Consider the following 14717-nt stretch of genomic DNA (forward strand, 5'->3'; position numbering starts at 1 on the left):
TGAGTGTATTAATTTAGTACGAGAATTAATGAGACTTAATCGTAATAAATGGAAGTATTATTTACGAGGAATGAGAGCTAAATCGCTTGTCCTGTCTGCTTTATAACTATTTTCGTCGCCCCCCCAGGGGATATGGCTGAAGGAAAATCTCTTTACGGCACTTTACATATTGTTGAGGAAGGAATTGATACAGGTAGCATCATAGGAGCTTACTCTGTAGATCTTAATAAAAACTACAGCTATCTAAAAAATTTATGTTTAATTTACAAAAAGGGTGCCCAAATATTTTTAGAATACATCGATGAGTTAGCTCAAGGATATTCTTTTCCTTTTTCTTGGGATGTAAAACAGGATCTTAGTAAAAGAACATATTATCGTACTCCCACTTACCAAGAAGTTAATCAAATGGAGGATTTGGGCATACAACTATTTTATTACAGTGAATTTTGCGAAATTCTAGCATATTATTACCTAGAAAAAACAGTTGAAACTTTCCAATTAGTGTAGCTTTACCGAAGACAAATAGAATTAATGAAAACTCCAGATCTGAATTTAGAAACAGACAAAGATTTCTGTACACAAAAAACAATTATTACCTACGACTCGGACAGTAACATTGATTATCAGTCTTTAGAGGCGGGCACGATTGTCAAATATCATCTCAGTAATGACTTAGATATTTTACTAGAAAGCCATCCTAATGCTTGGACACCTTCTTCACTATTTTCCCTCACAATGTGTGAGCTAGTAGCTGCTGATGATTGTAGGGGCAAGGTGGTGATGGATTTTGCTGGTGGCTTAGGCATGTTTGGCATAGTCGCCGGAAAAGGTGGTGCAGCTCAGGTAATTGGCACGGAATTAAACCCTTATGCCGTTACCCTGCAAGGAAGCAATTGGGCATTGAATGGTCTTAACCCAAAAGATTTCCAAAGTTTTGAGTCTAACTGCTTTGCTGCAATTCAAGGGAATCGAGAGATTGAAGGGAAAGTTGATCGCATTTATCTCAACCCGCCAGCACTACCTGATACGGAGGAAAAATTGCAAGCAAGGCTGAAGTTTGCTGACCAATTTCGGGGTGAAGAATGGAACCGCAATGGCGATCGCGGCAGACTAGTAATGGACACTTTAATTACCCAAGGTAGTTCCTACCTGGCACCAGGAGGGGAAATTCTCTTCATCGCCACCAGTAAAAATGGCCCCAGACTAACCCATAGGTTAATGGAAAAATACTGGGGAAAAGGAATTGAAAGCGATAGTGACAATCCTTTAGACTATTCTATTAACTGGGAAGAGCGGGGTGATGCCAATTGGGCTGTTGTCCACAGAATTAATGTTGCCTTAGCTAACTATCACACAGAGTTTGTCCAAAGCTATCAAAAACTAGCAGATCTAGAAGGAGAACCCTCCCCCTTTCTAGAAGAAGAGGGCAATCTCTATCAGCAGTTATATTTTATCCGTGCCAAGAAAGCATGAGTAAACTCCTAAGTTTTGCTCATGCTAAAGTAACTTTAGATTTAAGAGAAAAAAGCAATGTCAAACCACGCAAAGATCATCAATAAAGCTACTGCCGAAAATTTTCAATGGGGAACTGGCTGTCAAGGATGGCATTTATTAGCCAATGACAATTTAACCGTTGCACAGGAAATTATGCCTCCCAACAGCAGGGGAGTAGAACATTACCACGAAGTTGCCCAACAGTTTTTCTTTATACTTGAGGGTGAAGCATCTATAGTAATTGAGAACACAACACATGTTCTTAATTCGGGTGATGGCATACTAATATCTCCGGGAGCGCTGCATCAAATTAGGAATGAATCAAGCAATGACCTACACTTTATAGCCATTTCTTCGCCGAACAGCTTTCACGATTTTAAGAACGAAGTGGGAGAAGTGCCTGCGGATTGGAAACCAGATTTCTTTCCTAGCCAGAAATCCTGAATCTTAACCTAATGGAACTAATGCAATGATCAAGATCGCAGAAAAAACATTTCTGGTAACAGGAGCAGGAACAGGAATCGGCTACTCCATCGCCGAACATCTTATTGGGTCAGAAGCACGAGTTGTGGTGCACTGTAATTCCCATATTGAGCCAGCCCAGAAGTTAGCATCCGAAGCAAAAACGGATTGTGTTGTAATTCAAAAAGACTTATCCGAGCCCCAAGCAGGACAAGAATTAGTGGAGGAAATTATTAATCTGGGATATGCCATTGATGGTGTTGTTAATAATGCCGCCATCATGACCGAACTCAGCTTGGATGATAATCCCTCAGTCTGGGAAGAAAAATGGCTCAAAACTCTTCAAGTTAACCTGATTGCTGTTAGTTCCATCACCAGACGCGCCATAGAACACTTTAAGTCCAAGGGAGGAGGAATTATTGTCAATATTTCCAGTCGTGCAGCTCATCGTGGTGACACCCCAGAGTGTATGCACTATGCAGCCTCCAAAGCAGCACTGAGTAATTTCACTAAAAGTATTGCTCGAAACTTCGCGGCTGATGGCATACTAGCCTATTCTATTTGTCCCGGCTTTGTTGATACCGAGATGACTGCGGAATTTACCCAAAACTATCCTCTGTCTGAGATATTATCAGGTATTCCCCTACAGCGAATCGCCCAGCCAGAGGAAATTGCTGCCATGGTGGTTTTCCTCTTATCCGGACAAGTCCCCTCGGCAACTGGAACCAACATTGATATTAATGGAGCCTCATACGTGCGCTAGAGTGCATCAGAGAAGTGGTGTTAGGTGTTAGGTTTTGGGTGTTAGATGTTGGGCTTTAGATAATGACTAAACGAAAAAGGTGATCCAGGTGATCGAAGTTAAGAGTTATCGAGACTTAAAGGTTTGGAATCGGGCAATGGACTTGGTTGTACTATGCTACCAACTTACTTCTAAGTTACCAAAAACTGAGATTTATGGACTGAGCAGCCAAATTCAACGAGCTGCCGTTTCAATTCCAGCTAACATCGCTGAGGGGAAAGGGAGACTGCATTTGGGAGACTATATCCATCATCTCTCCATAGCTAATGGATCTCTGAAAGAATTGGAAACACATTTGCTAATTACTGGTAGATTATCTTATCTTAAAAACTCGGAGTTACAACCTGTTTTAGAGCTAAGCGATGAAATAGGAAGAATGCTCAACATTCTGATCGAAAAACTCAAGGATAATAAGAAAAATTAGGTCATCGGAAGAATTGGTGTTTTACCTAACACCTAACACCTAACACCTAACACCTAACACCTAACACCTAATACCTAACACCCAAAACCTCAAAGTATATGAATACCATACCTCAGTTATTTGAAGCCCAGGTAGAACGAACACCTGATACTATTGCGGTTGTGTGTGACAACCAGCAGTTAACCTACCGAGAACTTAATGGCAAAGCGAACCAGTTAGCCAGCTATTTGCGCTCCTTAGGTGTAGAACCGGAAACCCTTGTGGGGATTTGTGTGGAGCGTTCTATCCATACAGCGATCGGACTTTTGGGGATTCTTAAAGCAGGGGGGGCTTATGTGCCCTTAGATCCATCCTATCCGAGCGAGCGTTTGGAGTTCATGCTCCATGATACCCAGGTGTCAGTGCTGTTGACGCAACAGAAATTGGTGGCGGAAATTCCCGAATATCAAGGACATCTAGTTTGCTTGGATACAGATTGGCAGAAAATAGCTGTAGAAAGCAATACTAACCCAGTCGGTAGGGTTGGAGCAGAAAACTTAGCTTACATTACCTATACTTCTGGGTCAACCGGAAAGCCAAAAGGGGCAATGATGCCCCATAGAGCGGTTTGTCAAAGCTGGGGCTGGCTTCAAGAGACTTTTCCCTATCAGAAAAGCGATCGCGTTTTGCACAAAGCCTCTCTCAGCTTTGATGTTTCCAGTCGCTGGGAGTTATTTTGGCCTCTAATGGCTGGAGCTTGCGTTGTTTTAGCAAAACCAGACGGTGAAAAAGATAGTGCTTACATAGTTCGGCTAATCGCCCAAGAGCAAATTACCGTTGCTTATTTTGTTTCCTCTATGCTCTCGATTTTCCTGGAAGATCCGGGCTTGAAGAGTTGCAGGAATCTCAGACGAATCTTTGTAGGTGGGGAAGCATTTCCCTTTGCTCTCAAACAACGCTTTTGGGAGAGCCTTCCCAATTGCGAAGCAATTGAAATCTACGGCTCTACTGAAACCATTGTTGTTAGCTCCTGGAACTGTCAACCAGAACCAGAACCGCGTAACTTTTCTATAACTCGCCCGATTGCTAACCTGCCAATTTATATTTTAGACCAGCAAATGCAACCCGTTCCCAGAGGAGAAACTGGGGAACTTTACGTAGGCGGAGACTATCTCGTCAGGGGGTATCTCAACCGCCCAGAATTAACAGCAGAAAAATTCATCACCAACCCCTTTGAAAATTCAAAAGTCATAGACGCGAAAGCGGCTTCTCGAAGAGTAAGTCAAAAGTCAAAATTATACAAAACAGGAGACTTAGCTCGCTATCTTGCCGATGGTAATATTGAGTTACTCGGTCGTAGCGATCATCAGGTAAAAATTCGCGGTTTCCGCATTGAACTAGGGGAAATTGAAGGAGTACTTACTCAACACCCTGTGGTGAGACAAGCCGCAGTAATTGCTAGGGAAGATATTCCGGGTGACAAGCGCTTAGTCGCTTATATTGTCAGCACTGTGGGTGAAGAATCTCGGATAGAAATTGTGCCAGAATTGCGAAGACTTATCCAAGCAAAGCTGCCAGAATACATGCTTCCTGCCGCATTTGTGGTTTTAGACGAGTTGCCCCTAACCCCTAATGGTAAGTTAGACAGGCGATCGCTCCCTGCACCTAATCCCGAACGACCTATTTTAGAGCAAGAATTTGTCCCACCCCGTACCTCACTAGAAACAAAATTAGCCCAACTCTGGAGTCAGGTTTTACACATCCATCCAATTGGCCTGAGGGACAACTTCTTTGAATTAGGAGGAAATTCTCTGCTAGCAATTCGGCTCCTTTTCCAAGTAAGACACGCTTTTGGAGTTGATTTCCCCCTACGCACCTTGTTAGAAGCACCCACAGTAGCTAACATGGCTGAAGCAATCGATAAATTCAGCAACTCAGAAGAGGCTGCAGGGATTGAAAGCATGACTGTGGAAGAGTTGCTTTCAGAAGCCGTTCTAGATCCCACCATCAAACCGAACTTTACTTCTGTTGGGTATTATTCCGAACCCAATGCTATTTTATTGACTGGAGCAACGGGATTTCTCGGTGCTTTTTTACTCGATGAACTCCTCAGACAAACCCAAGCCAGGATTTATTGCCTGGTTCGTGGCTGTAAGACTACTGCTGAAGGCAAGCAGAAAATTACCAACAACCTAGATCGCTATTTACTGGAATATGAAAATTTCAACTCCCGGATTATTCCAGTGATAGGGGATTTGTCCCAGTCACTTTTGGGACTACACGACCAACAGTTCGAGGAGCTAGCGCGGGAAATCGATATTATCTATCATTCTGCCACTTTCTTGAATTTAGCCTATCCCTACACAGCTATGCGAGCAGCCAATGTGGGAGGAACTCAGGAAATCTTGAGATTAGCCAGTCAAATCAAACTCAAGTCCGTCCATTTTATCTCTTCACCCGCTATTTTTAAGTCAACAGGGTATTTCAACAAGCCATCCATTCGAGAAGAAGACCCTCTGGAAGATTGTGAAGTAGTCTATGGAGGCTATGCTCAAAGTAAATGGGTAGCAGAAAAATTGTTGAAAACCGCACATTCTTTTGGTATTCCGGTTAGTATATACCGACCAGGGACGATTAGCGGGCACAGTAAAACTGGCGCATCTAATGCCGAGCAAACCTTAGGTCGCCTGCTCAAGAGCTTTGTCGAGCAAGGCATTGCTCCCGATCTCAATATTGAATTCGATTTGACACCAGTAGACTATGTTAGTCAAGCCATTGTTTATCTATCTAGGCAGAAAGAATCCCTAGGAAAAAGCTTCCACTTAGTCAATCCTCAGTGTTTGCAGATAGGGGAGCTAGTCGATCTCATTCGTTCTCTCGGCTACCTTATCGAGCAAATAGACTATCCCGATTGGGAATCAAAAATGCGGGATGTGATCTTGAGTTCCCCAGAAAATGTTTTAAGTCCCATCTTGCCGTTTTTAACGAAAAAAATTCCTGGAACTCAGCTAACCTATTTAGAGGCATCCTCTTTCACGTCAAAGTTGGATTGCGAAAATACTGTTAAGGGACTTGCTAAGTCTGGTATTACTTGCGCGTCCCCAGACAGCCAGTTGCTTCGGGTTTACCTTCGGCAAATCGAAGAGTTTCCATTTAGCATGTAGGAGGGATAGAATCGATTGATATGATTTCGATATATACTCCGACGACTAGACATCTCCGAAAAATAATTAAATTGTGGTAAACTAATAGAAAATAGCGTTTATAGCAACAGACTTCAATTCAGCAACGGCTCAATTCGATTTCTTCCAATCCTCTATATTTGGTGCTTTCACGAACTCAGGAAACATGACCTCAAAACCGCTCTGACGCTCAGAAGCTGGTTCATCACTCATATTCAACAAGGTTTCATAGAAGAAAAACGACACACCAGCAAATCCCCGCAGTCGGACAGCATCCACTTGCCGCTGAATTTGTGATACCGGAACTAAACGAGTTCTGAGACCACTTAAAATCCCAATTCCTACCGGAATATGACTCCGTGCTCTTTTGACTTCTGTCTTGTCTAATTCCGAGATAAAAGTGCTGAAATTATCTCGATAAATCTGGACAATTAGTTCCTCTACCAAACCCCGTTGTTCCCAAGTTGCCCAATCAGCTAAAAAGAATTGGTAAGAAAAACGCTGGGGATTGGGAGATAGGGAAATAATCACATCATTGTTACTGTCTTCAACACTGTCTTTAACTGCTCGAAACAGCTTGGTTAGGAAATCCGTAATTTTATTTGCTCGCCACCGTACCCATTCCTCATCCTTTGGGTCAGTGGGGGGAGATTTACCTTGGTGTTCTTTTTTGTACAATTCTACTGTGAAATCATCGTAACCAAAGGTCACTGGCAAGCCAAAGTGGTCATCGAATTGGATCCCATCAACATCATAGTTGTTGACAACTTCGATAACTAAATCTTGAATAAATTGCTGTACCTCTGGTTTAAAAGGATTGAGCCAAACAATCTCTTGTAGTCTTTCATCCTCTGGTTCTAATCCTTTAGTAGTTTGAGTCTTGACCCCATCTTTGGTTTGGGTCAGCCAATCTGGGTGGCGTTTGGCTAATTCAGAATAAGAAGGTGCTTTGAAGCCAAATTCAAACCAGGGAATAACTCTCAAACCATTGTCATGTCCCACCTCGACAATCTCTTTGAGAACATCTCGTCCTCCCTGTACCCCCTTTTCTGGGTCAAATAAGTCTTTTTCTAACTCCGTGGATATTCGTGCTTCCAGTCCCACTACCCGTTTAGCTACTTGAGACGGATATAGTGTATAACCCCAATTCCACACTGTAGGATATACCGTGTTAAAGTTCAGCTCCTTAAGTTTTTCTAGGCTATCCGTTACTGCTGTAGTAGAAAACAGTACCTGACTATCAATATTTGTCAGCCATACCCCCCTTAACTCCGCTTCAGTAGAACCAGGAGTTGGTGGCTCAACCTTAGCAATGTATTGATTAGGAATCAATCCAGTGGTTTGGGTAGCTTGGCACAAGAAAGCAGCTACCTCAGCTCGACTAGCTTGTTGGTTAGGTTTGAATTGCTTCACATTAGGGGGATTGACCACAATCTGATTTTCCGTAGCTGCTGCGATCGCATTTTGGGCATAGTTCGGAATTGCCGTAGCATCAGTAAACGCTGCCTTTAAAGTCTCTACGGAAGGGTTAACCGGTTGATACTTCAATCCACTCGCTAAAGATACTAAGGCTTGGACACGAGGGATATTTTGCTTAGGCCGGAAAACTCTACCAGGATAGCCAGCCAAAAATCCCGTTTTATCAGCATTACGAATAGCCTGATTAGCCCAGTAATTAGTTGGTACATCCACGAATTTTTGGTCAGTGCGCACTTGAGGAGCACTAGGGAAAGCCTTCAGAAGCAGTGCAGCAAACTCAGCTCTGGTGATCGGAGCATTCGGTTTAAAGGTACCATCTGGGTAACCCCTGATAATATTTTGTTGTGCTAGTTTGGTGATACACGGCTGTGCCCAATAATTCTCTGGGACATCCTTAAAGGTACTACTGGCGTAGGATGGGGAAAGCTGGCATAGAGGAATTATCATGCCGATCACAAATAGCAAAATCCACCAACCCTGATGTTTAATGGTTTGCTGAAAGGAAACCAGTCTATTTACCAAGGCTATAGGCCAGAGTCTGAGTAACGGTTTCATGGGTTGAACAAGCTCCGGGTGAGGTGTTGGGTTAATCAGGATTTTGATTAACCGCGAAGATGCAAAAAACACCAACACTAGAGTAGCAGAGGTGATGGATTAGCTTCTAGCAAAAGAAGCCCCACATCTCAATGCGCAGCATGAGTGTTTAAAGTTACCGTAAGATAGGGTCGCTTTTATGGTTAGTCGGTTATGCGTAAAAGGGTTAAATATGCATGTAGTAAAGCGACCCTATCTAAGGCGCGCGTCTTATGGGATGAATTTTGCGCTCTTATTGCATGGAATAAGGAAACAATTACAATTGAATATCGTCTATACTAGATGTAGTAGGGAAAATCAATTAAGAGCTAACCGCCACCTACTAATTAAAAATAGAAATTATTGTATTGTTCCGGCGCGGAGGGGCATCCCGTGTCGTTAATAAAGCTTACCGAGTATCCGAACGCGCCCCGCGTCGGCGAAAGCCGATACCGTTGGGTGGAGTTGGTAAGAAGCCCACACTGAACCGTGCTTGTCAGTGTGGGAGTATGTCACAGGAGGAATTATCTCATGGAGCTAATTAACCGTTACCGTGGCAGTCTCTTAGGATTGGCTGTCGGGGATGCAGTCGGTACTACTTTAGAGTTTAAGCCACCAGGCTCTTTTACCCCGATTCAAGATATGGTGGGTGGTGGGACTTTTGGTTTGAAGCCTGGCTACTGGACTGATGATACATCCATGGCTCTGTGTTTAGCCCATAGTTTGATTGAGCAACAGGGGTTTGATCCAGTTGATCAATTACAGCAGTATCTGCGATGGTCCCGAGAAGGTTATCTCAGCAGCACAGGTCAGTGTTTTGACATTGGAAACACAGTATCCCAAGCCTTGCAGCAATTTCAAATAACCCAAAACCCTTACTGTGGTTCCACAGCTCCCCGTAGTGCTGGTAATGGGTCTATCATGCGCTTGGCTCCTGTGCCTTTGTTTTATGCTAAAAAACCCAGAGAAGCGATCGAGAAATCTGGTGATAGTTCACGCACCACTCATGGAGTAGCAACCGCTGTCGATGCTTGTCGCTACTTGGGGGCCCTGCTAGTGGGAGCAGTTAATGGAGTAAGCAAAGAAGAACTGCTTTCGGAACTCTATTGCCCCATTCCTCAATACTGGCAAGAAAACCCAATGGTTGGGGAAATACACGAAATTGCCACAGGATCCTTCAAATACCGCCAGCCCCCAGAAATTAAGGGGACAGGTTATGTAGTCAAATCCTTAGAAGCCGCGTTATGGGCCTTTGAGCACAGTAGCTCGTTTCGGGAAGGCTGTCTGTTAGCCGTCAACTTGGGTGATGATGCTGATACCACCGGGGCAGTTTACGGACAATTGGCAGGGGCATTTTATGGATATCAAGGGATACCAGAATCTTGGCGTTACCGACTAGTTAAACGGGAGCTGATTGAGTCCACAGCTGACCAACTATTTGCCCTCGCTCAAAGCGCTTAAGTTATATCAAGTAAGTTATATCAATAGTTATAGCGTTTCAAATACTTATGAAGTACATTCCATTTGCTTCCCCCCTCCCACCCTTCCGCCAGCAGTAGGGGGAATTCCGACTCCCGACTCCCGACTCCCTAAAACCCTAAGGGCGAAAGTCCCTCACCCAGAAGCCAGGGGACTTGATATTAAATAGAATAGACCTGACCATCAATTAATAATCGGGTAATTCCTTTAGCTTGCAAATAGGAAGAGGTCTTCTGAAGCATCTGAGCATCAGGAACCTTGATGACTCGCTCAGAACGGTTAGAAAAACGCCGTGCTACCCTATGGTTTTCAAATACTGGCAAGGTTGTCTCTTGAACTTCTTCGTCAGGAATTTGTCCGAGGTCGCTAAACTCATTCAGAGGGCGAGCAATTAACTCCGCCGCTCGGCTGACTACCAAATAGCAGGTTTTAGGAAGAGAAGCTTCCGAGAGGGGCAAAATTTCAATGTAAGAACCGCTTTTAGCCACAGAGGTTCTGATGGATTCGTGAATCTCAGGATCTGGCAAGTCATCGTCCCAATCTTCATCTAGGTCATCTAGATCATCTAGGTCATCTAGGTCATCTAGATCATCTAGGTCATCCAAATCCTCTAAATCATCATCTTGATCCAAATCCCCTAAATCTTCGTCCAGCAACTCAGCGAATCTCCTAGTTGCTAGTCCCTTATCCTCAGGTAAGAATTCATCTTGGTCATCAACAGACTTATCTTCATCTGAACCTGATGTGGTAATATCTAGTTGCAGTTGGGTATGTTGCTCCTCTTCCTCCACTGGTGGTTGAGTAGCCACAGAGGAACGCTTACGCCGCCGACGTCCATCAGTAGAGGTTGAAGTCAATAAATCACTGATAGATTCTGCTAATGGTTCATTTGCTAATGGTTCATTTTCGAGTCCAACTAGTGATGATTGAGCTGCTGAATCTACCACAGGCTTAGCCGTTTTGACAGTAGAAGAGGAAACATGATCAGCAGTACGATTAGAGCGCTTTTGTTGGATTAGAGCCTCGTATTCTGGCTCCAACAAGTTGCTCTTAAGGATACGGCTAATGGTGGAGTTACTAACTCCATAACGGTCAGCCAGCGTTGAAGTTGTCTCTGCTGTCTGTCGATATAGTTCTAGGATGTCCTGTTTATCGACATCAGATAGTTTTCTTGGACTCATGCTACTTTTTCAGCTCGCCTGCGTGAACCACGACGGGAACGGCTCGATATTTGATATTCCAGGGCAGCCCCTATTGCAAACAATACACCACTGAATACAAAAAAGACTTCTGGTAAACCGCCACTTTCGTAGTTCGGTCTAGTCTCAGCATACTTAAACCACATATCTGCAATGTACAGGCAAAATGTGGCAGCGGCAATCATTTGCCAGGATTGGGAAAAACGTCCACCCCAAAACGCTAACAGTAGGGATGAGGCAATAATCAGCAGAATTACATCGAAAGCAATGTAGAGGGTCGTCAATTGGTTTGAATAGGCACTCAGTGAGTTGTCAAGTTCAATAGCCCACCTTGGAGAATTATGATCGGTACTCTGATTTGCCTCAGAGTTGGTTATTTCAGATGGCTCTGCCGAGATGACCATAGCATTATTGTCCTTGACCGGAACTGCTGTGGTCGAGTCAGAAATAGAATACGCAATTATCAAATCACCAGATTCAGGAGTGCTGGATTCGAGGGAAGGGGCAAGTAACAGCAAAGCAGCTAAGGCCATCCCCACTATGGCAATCGCTACAATCGTTAACCCTTGCCAAAGTTCTAAGTTTAAGCGCCTGGGAATAACTGCTAAAAACATGCCTACCCCAAGACATACGTAGGACGATAAGTAAAACACATCTGCTAGTGATACATCAGGGTTAAGGTGAAAATACAGCTCCCACACACCGAATATCAAGTCACCCATCAAATAGAACAGATTCCCCAGACCAAGTCCTAGCCAGACATTTCGTCCACTGGCAATCTGAGGGCTACGCCAATTTCTGAAACAGAGAATACTTGCTACTAGGAAGGGTATACATTCTAAAAAGTAGGTAGTAATCAGGTACCAAAATGGACTTTCTTGCCCAGGGGATGTAATCCCAAACAGCAAGAAGAATAATAGGGAGATAATCGCCCAAGCAATACCACCATAGATGATGGTATTGCTGCTGAGGGGGGATAGATTACCTGATGACCGTTCTGCAGAGCTGCTCATAAGGAATTTCACACTTATCACTGACTAGCACAATAAGACTATGGTTAGGCAGCTAAAATATCTATGATTCTTAAGCTTATTTTCAATTGTAGATTATTGCCATAGATTACCAAGATCAGAGTTGTTAAGCCAGTTGATAAACTGAGTTTGCTCCTGAGGGGGCATATCCTGCAATATATCGCTAACCCCCTGAGCAAAGTTGGTATTGCCAAAATAGTCTTTACCTAAGCGATAGAGTTCTTGCAACAGGGTGATCAAATCATGTTCTTCCCAGGTAGGAAAATCAGAGTTGGTAAGGGGGTCGATTTTGAGCAATTGTTGTACAGCTTGGGTCGATTCAACCTGGGGAAAGTTTAAATCTATCAAGATCTTGGCGATATCCTTCTGAAACAACCCAGCTTGTCTAGCTCCTAAGAAGTCTTCCACATCCATATACACCGTCTGTAGTAGCAAAAGACAGGCTTGAATGTAGGATACCCTAGTGCCCTCAGAGCTGGGTTCAGTGCCTAATTGCTCCAGACGGATTTTTCCCCAAACGCTGTAGCGGTCAGGTTCTTCCAACAATACACAAGCTTTGCCCCGATTATCGGTGAGGTCTCGCCAGAAAGCTATGGCTTCCTCTTCCTGAGTGGAACCAAATACACTGAGCAGGCGAAAGGTTTGCCCCTGGTAATTGAGAATCGGGATTTGCTGCTCCCTCTGTGGGTGCTGAATACTAGAGATTTCAACATCCTGCCTTTTCAAAATAAACATGATACTGGCACATGACTCCTGACAGGGTCAGGGGGTGCTGTTGACGAAGTGTTCTAACCCCCTAGTACTCTGTCAATTTAGTTTTGAGGGTTAGGGCAAGGTCGCACGGTGGCACGGTGGCAAGGTGTTAAGTCATACCTAATGCCTAGTAAAAGCGTGCCTAATCCGGAAAAGTATAGTTTACCCCTCAATTCAATTTTGACAGAGTACTAGTCACTATCTCCTGATCAGAATCCTTGTGACAGGGTCTGACTAAGTTCTGATCAGTGACACTGACTATGTACCTACCTTAACTCGGGTTCGAGCTAAGTGCCTTGAGTCTTACCGCTAATTGAGACAAGCAATCGATAATTGTGGTGGCTATCCACTTAAGCCCAAGGCTCTCCTGAGATCGGGAACGGGGAACGGGCAACGGTTAACGGGGAATGCTTTCTGTTACCGGAGCCATTGTTGCTTGATCCTAAGTTCCCTGTTCCTCCTTGACCTTGACTGTCCCGTTTGAAATTGGTATAATAGTTGTTTATGGTTTACCGACACAGGAGTGAATACCCCCAAAGCGCCTTGATAGGACTAGGTATTAGCCACACAGAGACTGGTACCCGATCACCAGCCAAGCAAAAACAGTTTTTTCTGATGTATGATATAGCTATGCCCTCGTAGCTCAGTGGATAGAGCAAGGGATTTCTAATCCCTGGGTCGTGGGTTCAAATCCTACCGAGGGCGCTCTTTGGTTATTGGTCAAAAGTCAATACCATCTGGCTTAATTTGGCTCACAAAATACATAGGACTAAGGTCTAAATGTAAAGTGATGTTGCGCTCCTCTTAAAAATTATTGAGAAATCCCCCAAACCTGGATGAGACGCATATGCTTAGCTAAACCGCGAGAAGCCCCGCACTTTACCCGATAGGGTAAGTGTCTTGAAGTTACCGTAAGAATAGGGTCGCCTTTATGGTTGGCAGGCTATGCGGAAAAAGGTTAAAACTCATTGATTAAGGCGACCCTATTCTAAGGTTTCATCTCTAGGATGACAGCGGGGCAAGGGTCGTAACGGAGCTTGCCAATTAACTGTGACATACTAGGTATAGTAGGGACATCAAATTAAGAGCTAATCGCCACCTACTAATTAAACCTTGACAACAAAGAATATGGGGTGACCTTCAGAAAAACTCGATAGTTTGAGTTATCTGTGAATGGGTAAAATTCCATAGGTGCGCTTTCCGTCGGCGAATTAAATTCGCGTGGCGGTGCGACCCAAGGCCGGGTTCCCCGGCCTTGGGTCGCACCAACGGGCTCGCACCTGCAGTACTTTGGTTCTAGAACTTCTTGTATTGTTCCGGCGCGGAGGGGCATCCCGTGTCGTTAATAAAGCTTACCGAGTATCCGAAGCGATGGCTGGAGTTGGTAAGAAGCCCGCGCTGTACCGCGCTTGTCAGCGTCGGGAGTATGTCACAAAAATAAAGAAATGTGTCAAGAGATGCCATGGATAACTTACAACGATATCGCATTGTCTGCACCCTAAGCTTTGGTGACATTTATGGACAAATTATGGTTTGGTTAATCGTAATTTTCCTGAGTCTCGCCTCAGCCTTAGCTCTTTGGAGTGCTGACCGCCAAATTTACGCTCTGGCAACTGTCGGGCTGATTTTGGTACTATCTCTGCCCTTCCTGCTCTTTGCCTTCGTGACTACATTGTTAAACCATATTGAAATTGCTCAGATGGAAGAGGAGGAAACCACATCAACAGCGGTCGGCAGAGCGCCTAGACAGAAACCGATTGAGGCGACCGGTTGAAGAGAATCCGAACCATCCCCGGCTTTTTCAGAACCCGGGGAAGGAGAGTTGAGAGCCTCCGTGCTTGATGAGGGGCGCTTCATTCT

Annotated in this window: 12 protein-coding genes and 1 tRNA gene; 9 read left to right on the forward strand and 4 right to left on the reverse strand. The window is 44.2% G+C overall.

Annotated features, from left to right (window positions below):
- Positions 1-132 precede the first annotated feature (132 nt).
- The 6 genes from F6K64_RS07750 (at position 133) to F6K64_RS07775 (ending at position 6325) form a co-directional block, all read left to right on the forward strand.
- On the forward strand, positions 133-507 hold the full coding sequence (locus tag F6K64_RS07750; protein ID WP_008179321.1) for a formyl transferase: 375 nt from the start codon (positions 133-135) through the stop codon (positions 505-507).
- A 24-nt stretch (positions 508-531) separates the two neighbouring features.
- Positions 532-1473 (forward strand): methyltransferase, encoded by a 942-nt coding sequence (locus tag F6K64_RS07755; protein ID WP_008179320.1) that lies wholly within the window; start codon positions 532-534, stop codon positions 1471-1473.
- 57 nt (positions 1474-1530) lie between these two features.
- Positions 1531-1938, forward strand: a complete 408-nt coding sequence (locus F6K64_RS07760) for a cupin domain-containing protein (RefSeq protein WP_008179317.1) — start codon at positions 1531-1533, stop codon at positions 1936-1938.
- A gap of 25 nt (positions 1939-1963) precedes the next feature.
- The gene (locus tag F6K64_RS07765; protein ID WP_008179315.1) at positions 1964-2719 is read left to right on the forward strand and encodes an SDR family NAD(P)-dependent oxidoreductase; all 756 of its coding nucleotides are present in this window, start codon (positions 1964-1966) and stop codon (positions 2717-2719) included.
- Between the two features lie 88 nt (positions 2720-2807).
- Entirely contained in the window at positions 2808-3182 is a 375-nt protein-coding gene (locus tag F6K64_RS07770; RefSeq protein ID WP_071986791.1) for a four helix bundle protein, read from the forward strand.
- A 98-nt stretch (positions 3183-3280) separates the two neighbouring features.
- Complete coding sequence (locus F6K64_RS07775; protein ID WP_008179311.1) at positions 3281-6325, forward strand: non-ribosomal peptide synthetase family protein; 3045 nt, start codon at positions 3281-3283, stop codon at positions 6323-6325.
- A 129-nt stretch (positions 6326-6454) separates the two neighbouring features.
- Here the strand turns inward: F6K64_RS07775 and F6K64_RS07780 are convergent, their stop codons facing one another.
- Positions 6455-8377, reverse strand: a complete 1923-nt coding sequence (locus F6K64_RS07780; RefSeq protein WP_044492238.1) for a glycoside hydrolase family 10-like protein — start codon at positions 8375-8377, stop codon at positions 6455-6457.
- Between the two features lie 549 nt (positions 8378-8926).
- Between F6K64_RS07780 and F6K64_RS07785 the strand changes: the two genes are divergently transcribed.
- Positions 8927-9856, forward strand: coding sequence for an ADP-ribosylglycohydrolase family protein (locus F6K64_RS07785; protein WP_008179308.1), 930 nt, complete (start codon positions 8927-8929; stop codon positions 9854-9856).
- 179 nt (positions 9857-10035) lie between these two features.
- On the opposite strand, the gene F6K64_RS07790 is transcribed toward F6K64_RS07785, so the two are convergent.
- From F6K64_RS07790 to F6K64_RS07800, 3 genes are all read right to left on the reverse strand, one after another.
- Positions 10036-11055 carry a helix-turn-helix domain-containing protein gene (locus tag F6K64_RS07790; RefSeq protein WP_008179306.1) on the reverse strand — a complete coding sequence of 340 codons (1020 nt, stop codon included), beginning with the start codon at positions 11053-11055 and terminating at the stop codon, positions 10036-10038.
- Complete coding sequence (locus tag F6K64_RS07795) at positions 11052-12086, reverse strand: hypothetical protein (RefSeq protein ID WP_008179304.1); 1035 nt, start codon at positions 12084-12086, stop codon at positions 11052-11054. The genes F6K64_RS07790 and F6K64_RS07795 overlap by 4 nt, the downstream gene beginning before the upstream one ends.
- Positions 12087-12179: 93 nt before the next feature.
- A complete protein-coding gene (locus F6K64_RS07800) occupies positions 12180-12839 on the reverse strand; it encodes an Npun_F0813 family protein (RefSeq protein ID WP_008179302.1) in 660 nt (219 codons plus the stop codon).
- Between the two features lie 650 nt (positions 12840-13489).
- On the opposite strand from F6K64_RS07800, the gene F6K64_RS07805 reads away from it, so the two are divergent.
- Positions 13490-13562 (forward strand) — tRNA-Arg (locus tag F6K64_RS07805).
- Between the two features lie 757 nt (positions 13563-14319).
- Entirely contained in the window at positions 14320-14631 is a 312-nt protein-coding gene (locus tag F6K64_RS07810) for a hypothetical protein (RefSeq protein ID WP_008179300.1), read from the forward strand.
- The last annotated feature ends 86 nt before the right edge of the window (positions 14632-14717 follow it).

It is taken from the genome of Moorena sp. SIO3A2 (assembly GCF_010672265.1).
GTDB lineage: Bacteria > Cyanobacteriota > Cyanobacteriia > Cyanobacteriales > Coleofasciculaceae > Moorena > Moorena producens.

Coding starts and splice junctions, on each gene's coding strand:
- F6K64_RS07750 (WP_008179321.1), top strand. CDS start 133: ATGGCTGAAGGAAAATCTCTTTACGGCACTTTACATATTGTTGAGGAA.
- F6K64_RS07755 (WP_008179320.1), top strand. CDS start 532: ATGAAAACTCCAGATCTGAATTTAGAAACAGACAAAGATTTCTGTACA.
- F6K64_RS07760 (WP_008179317.1), top strand. CDS start 1,531: ATGTCAAACCACGCAAAGATCATCAATAAAGCTACTGCCGAAAATTTT.
- F6K64_RS07765 (WP_008179315.1), top strand. CDS start 1,964: ATGATCAAGATCGCAGAAAAAACATTTCTGGTAACAGGAGCAGGAACA.
- F6K64_RS07775 (WP_008179311.1), top strand. CDS start 3,281: ATGAATACCATACCTCAGTTATTTGAAGCCCAGGTAGAACGAACACCT.
- F6K64_RS07780 (WP_044492238.1), bottom strand. CDS start 8,377: ATGAAACCGTTACTCAGACTCTGGCCTATAGCCTTGGTAAATAGACTG.
- F6K64_RS07785 (WP_008179308.1), top strand. CDS start 8,927: ATGGAGCTAATTAACCGTTACCGTGGCAGTCTCTTAGGATTGGCTGTC.
- F6K64_RS07790 (WP_008179306.1), bottom strand. CDS start 11,055: ATGAGTCCAAGAAAACTATCTGATGTCGATAAACAGGACATCCTAGAA.
- F6K64_RS07795 (WP_008179304.1), bottom strand. CDS start 12,086: ATGAGCAGCTCTGCAGAACGGTCATCAGGTAATCTATCCCCCCTCAGC.
- F6K64_RS07800 (WP_008179302.1), bottom strand. CDS start 12,839: ATGTTTATTTTGAAAAGGCAGGATGTTGAAATCTCTAGTATTCAGCAC.
- F6K64_RS07810 (WP_008179300.1), top strand. CDS start 14,320: ATGGATAACTTACAACGATATCGCATTGTCTGCACCCTAAGCTTTGGT.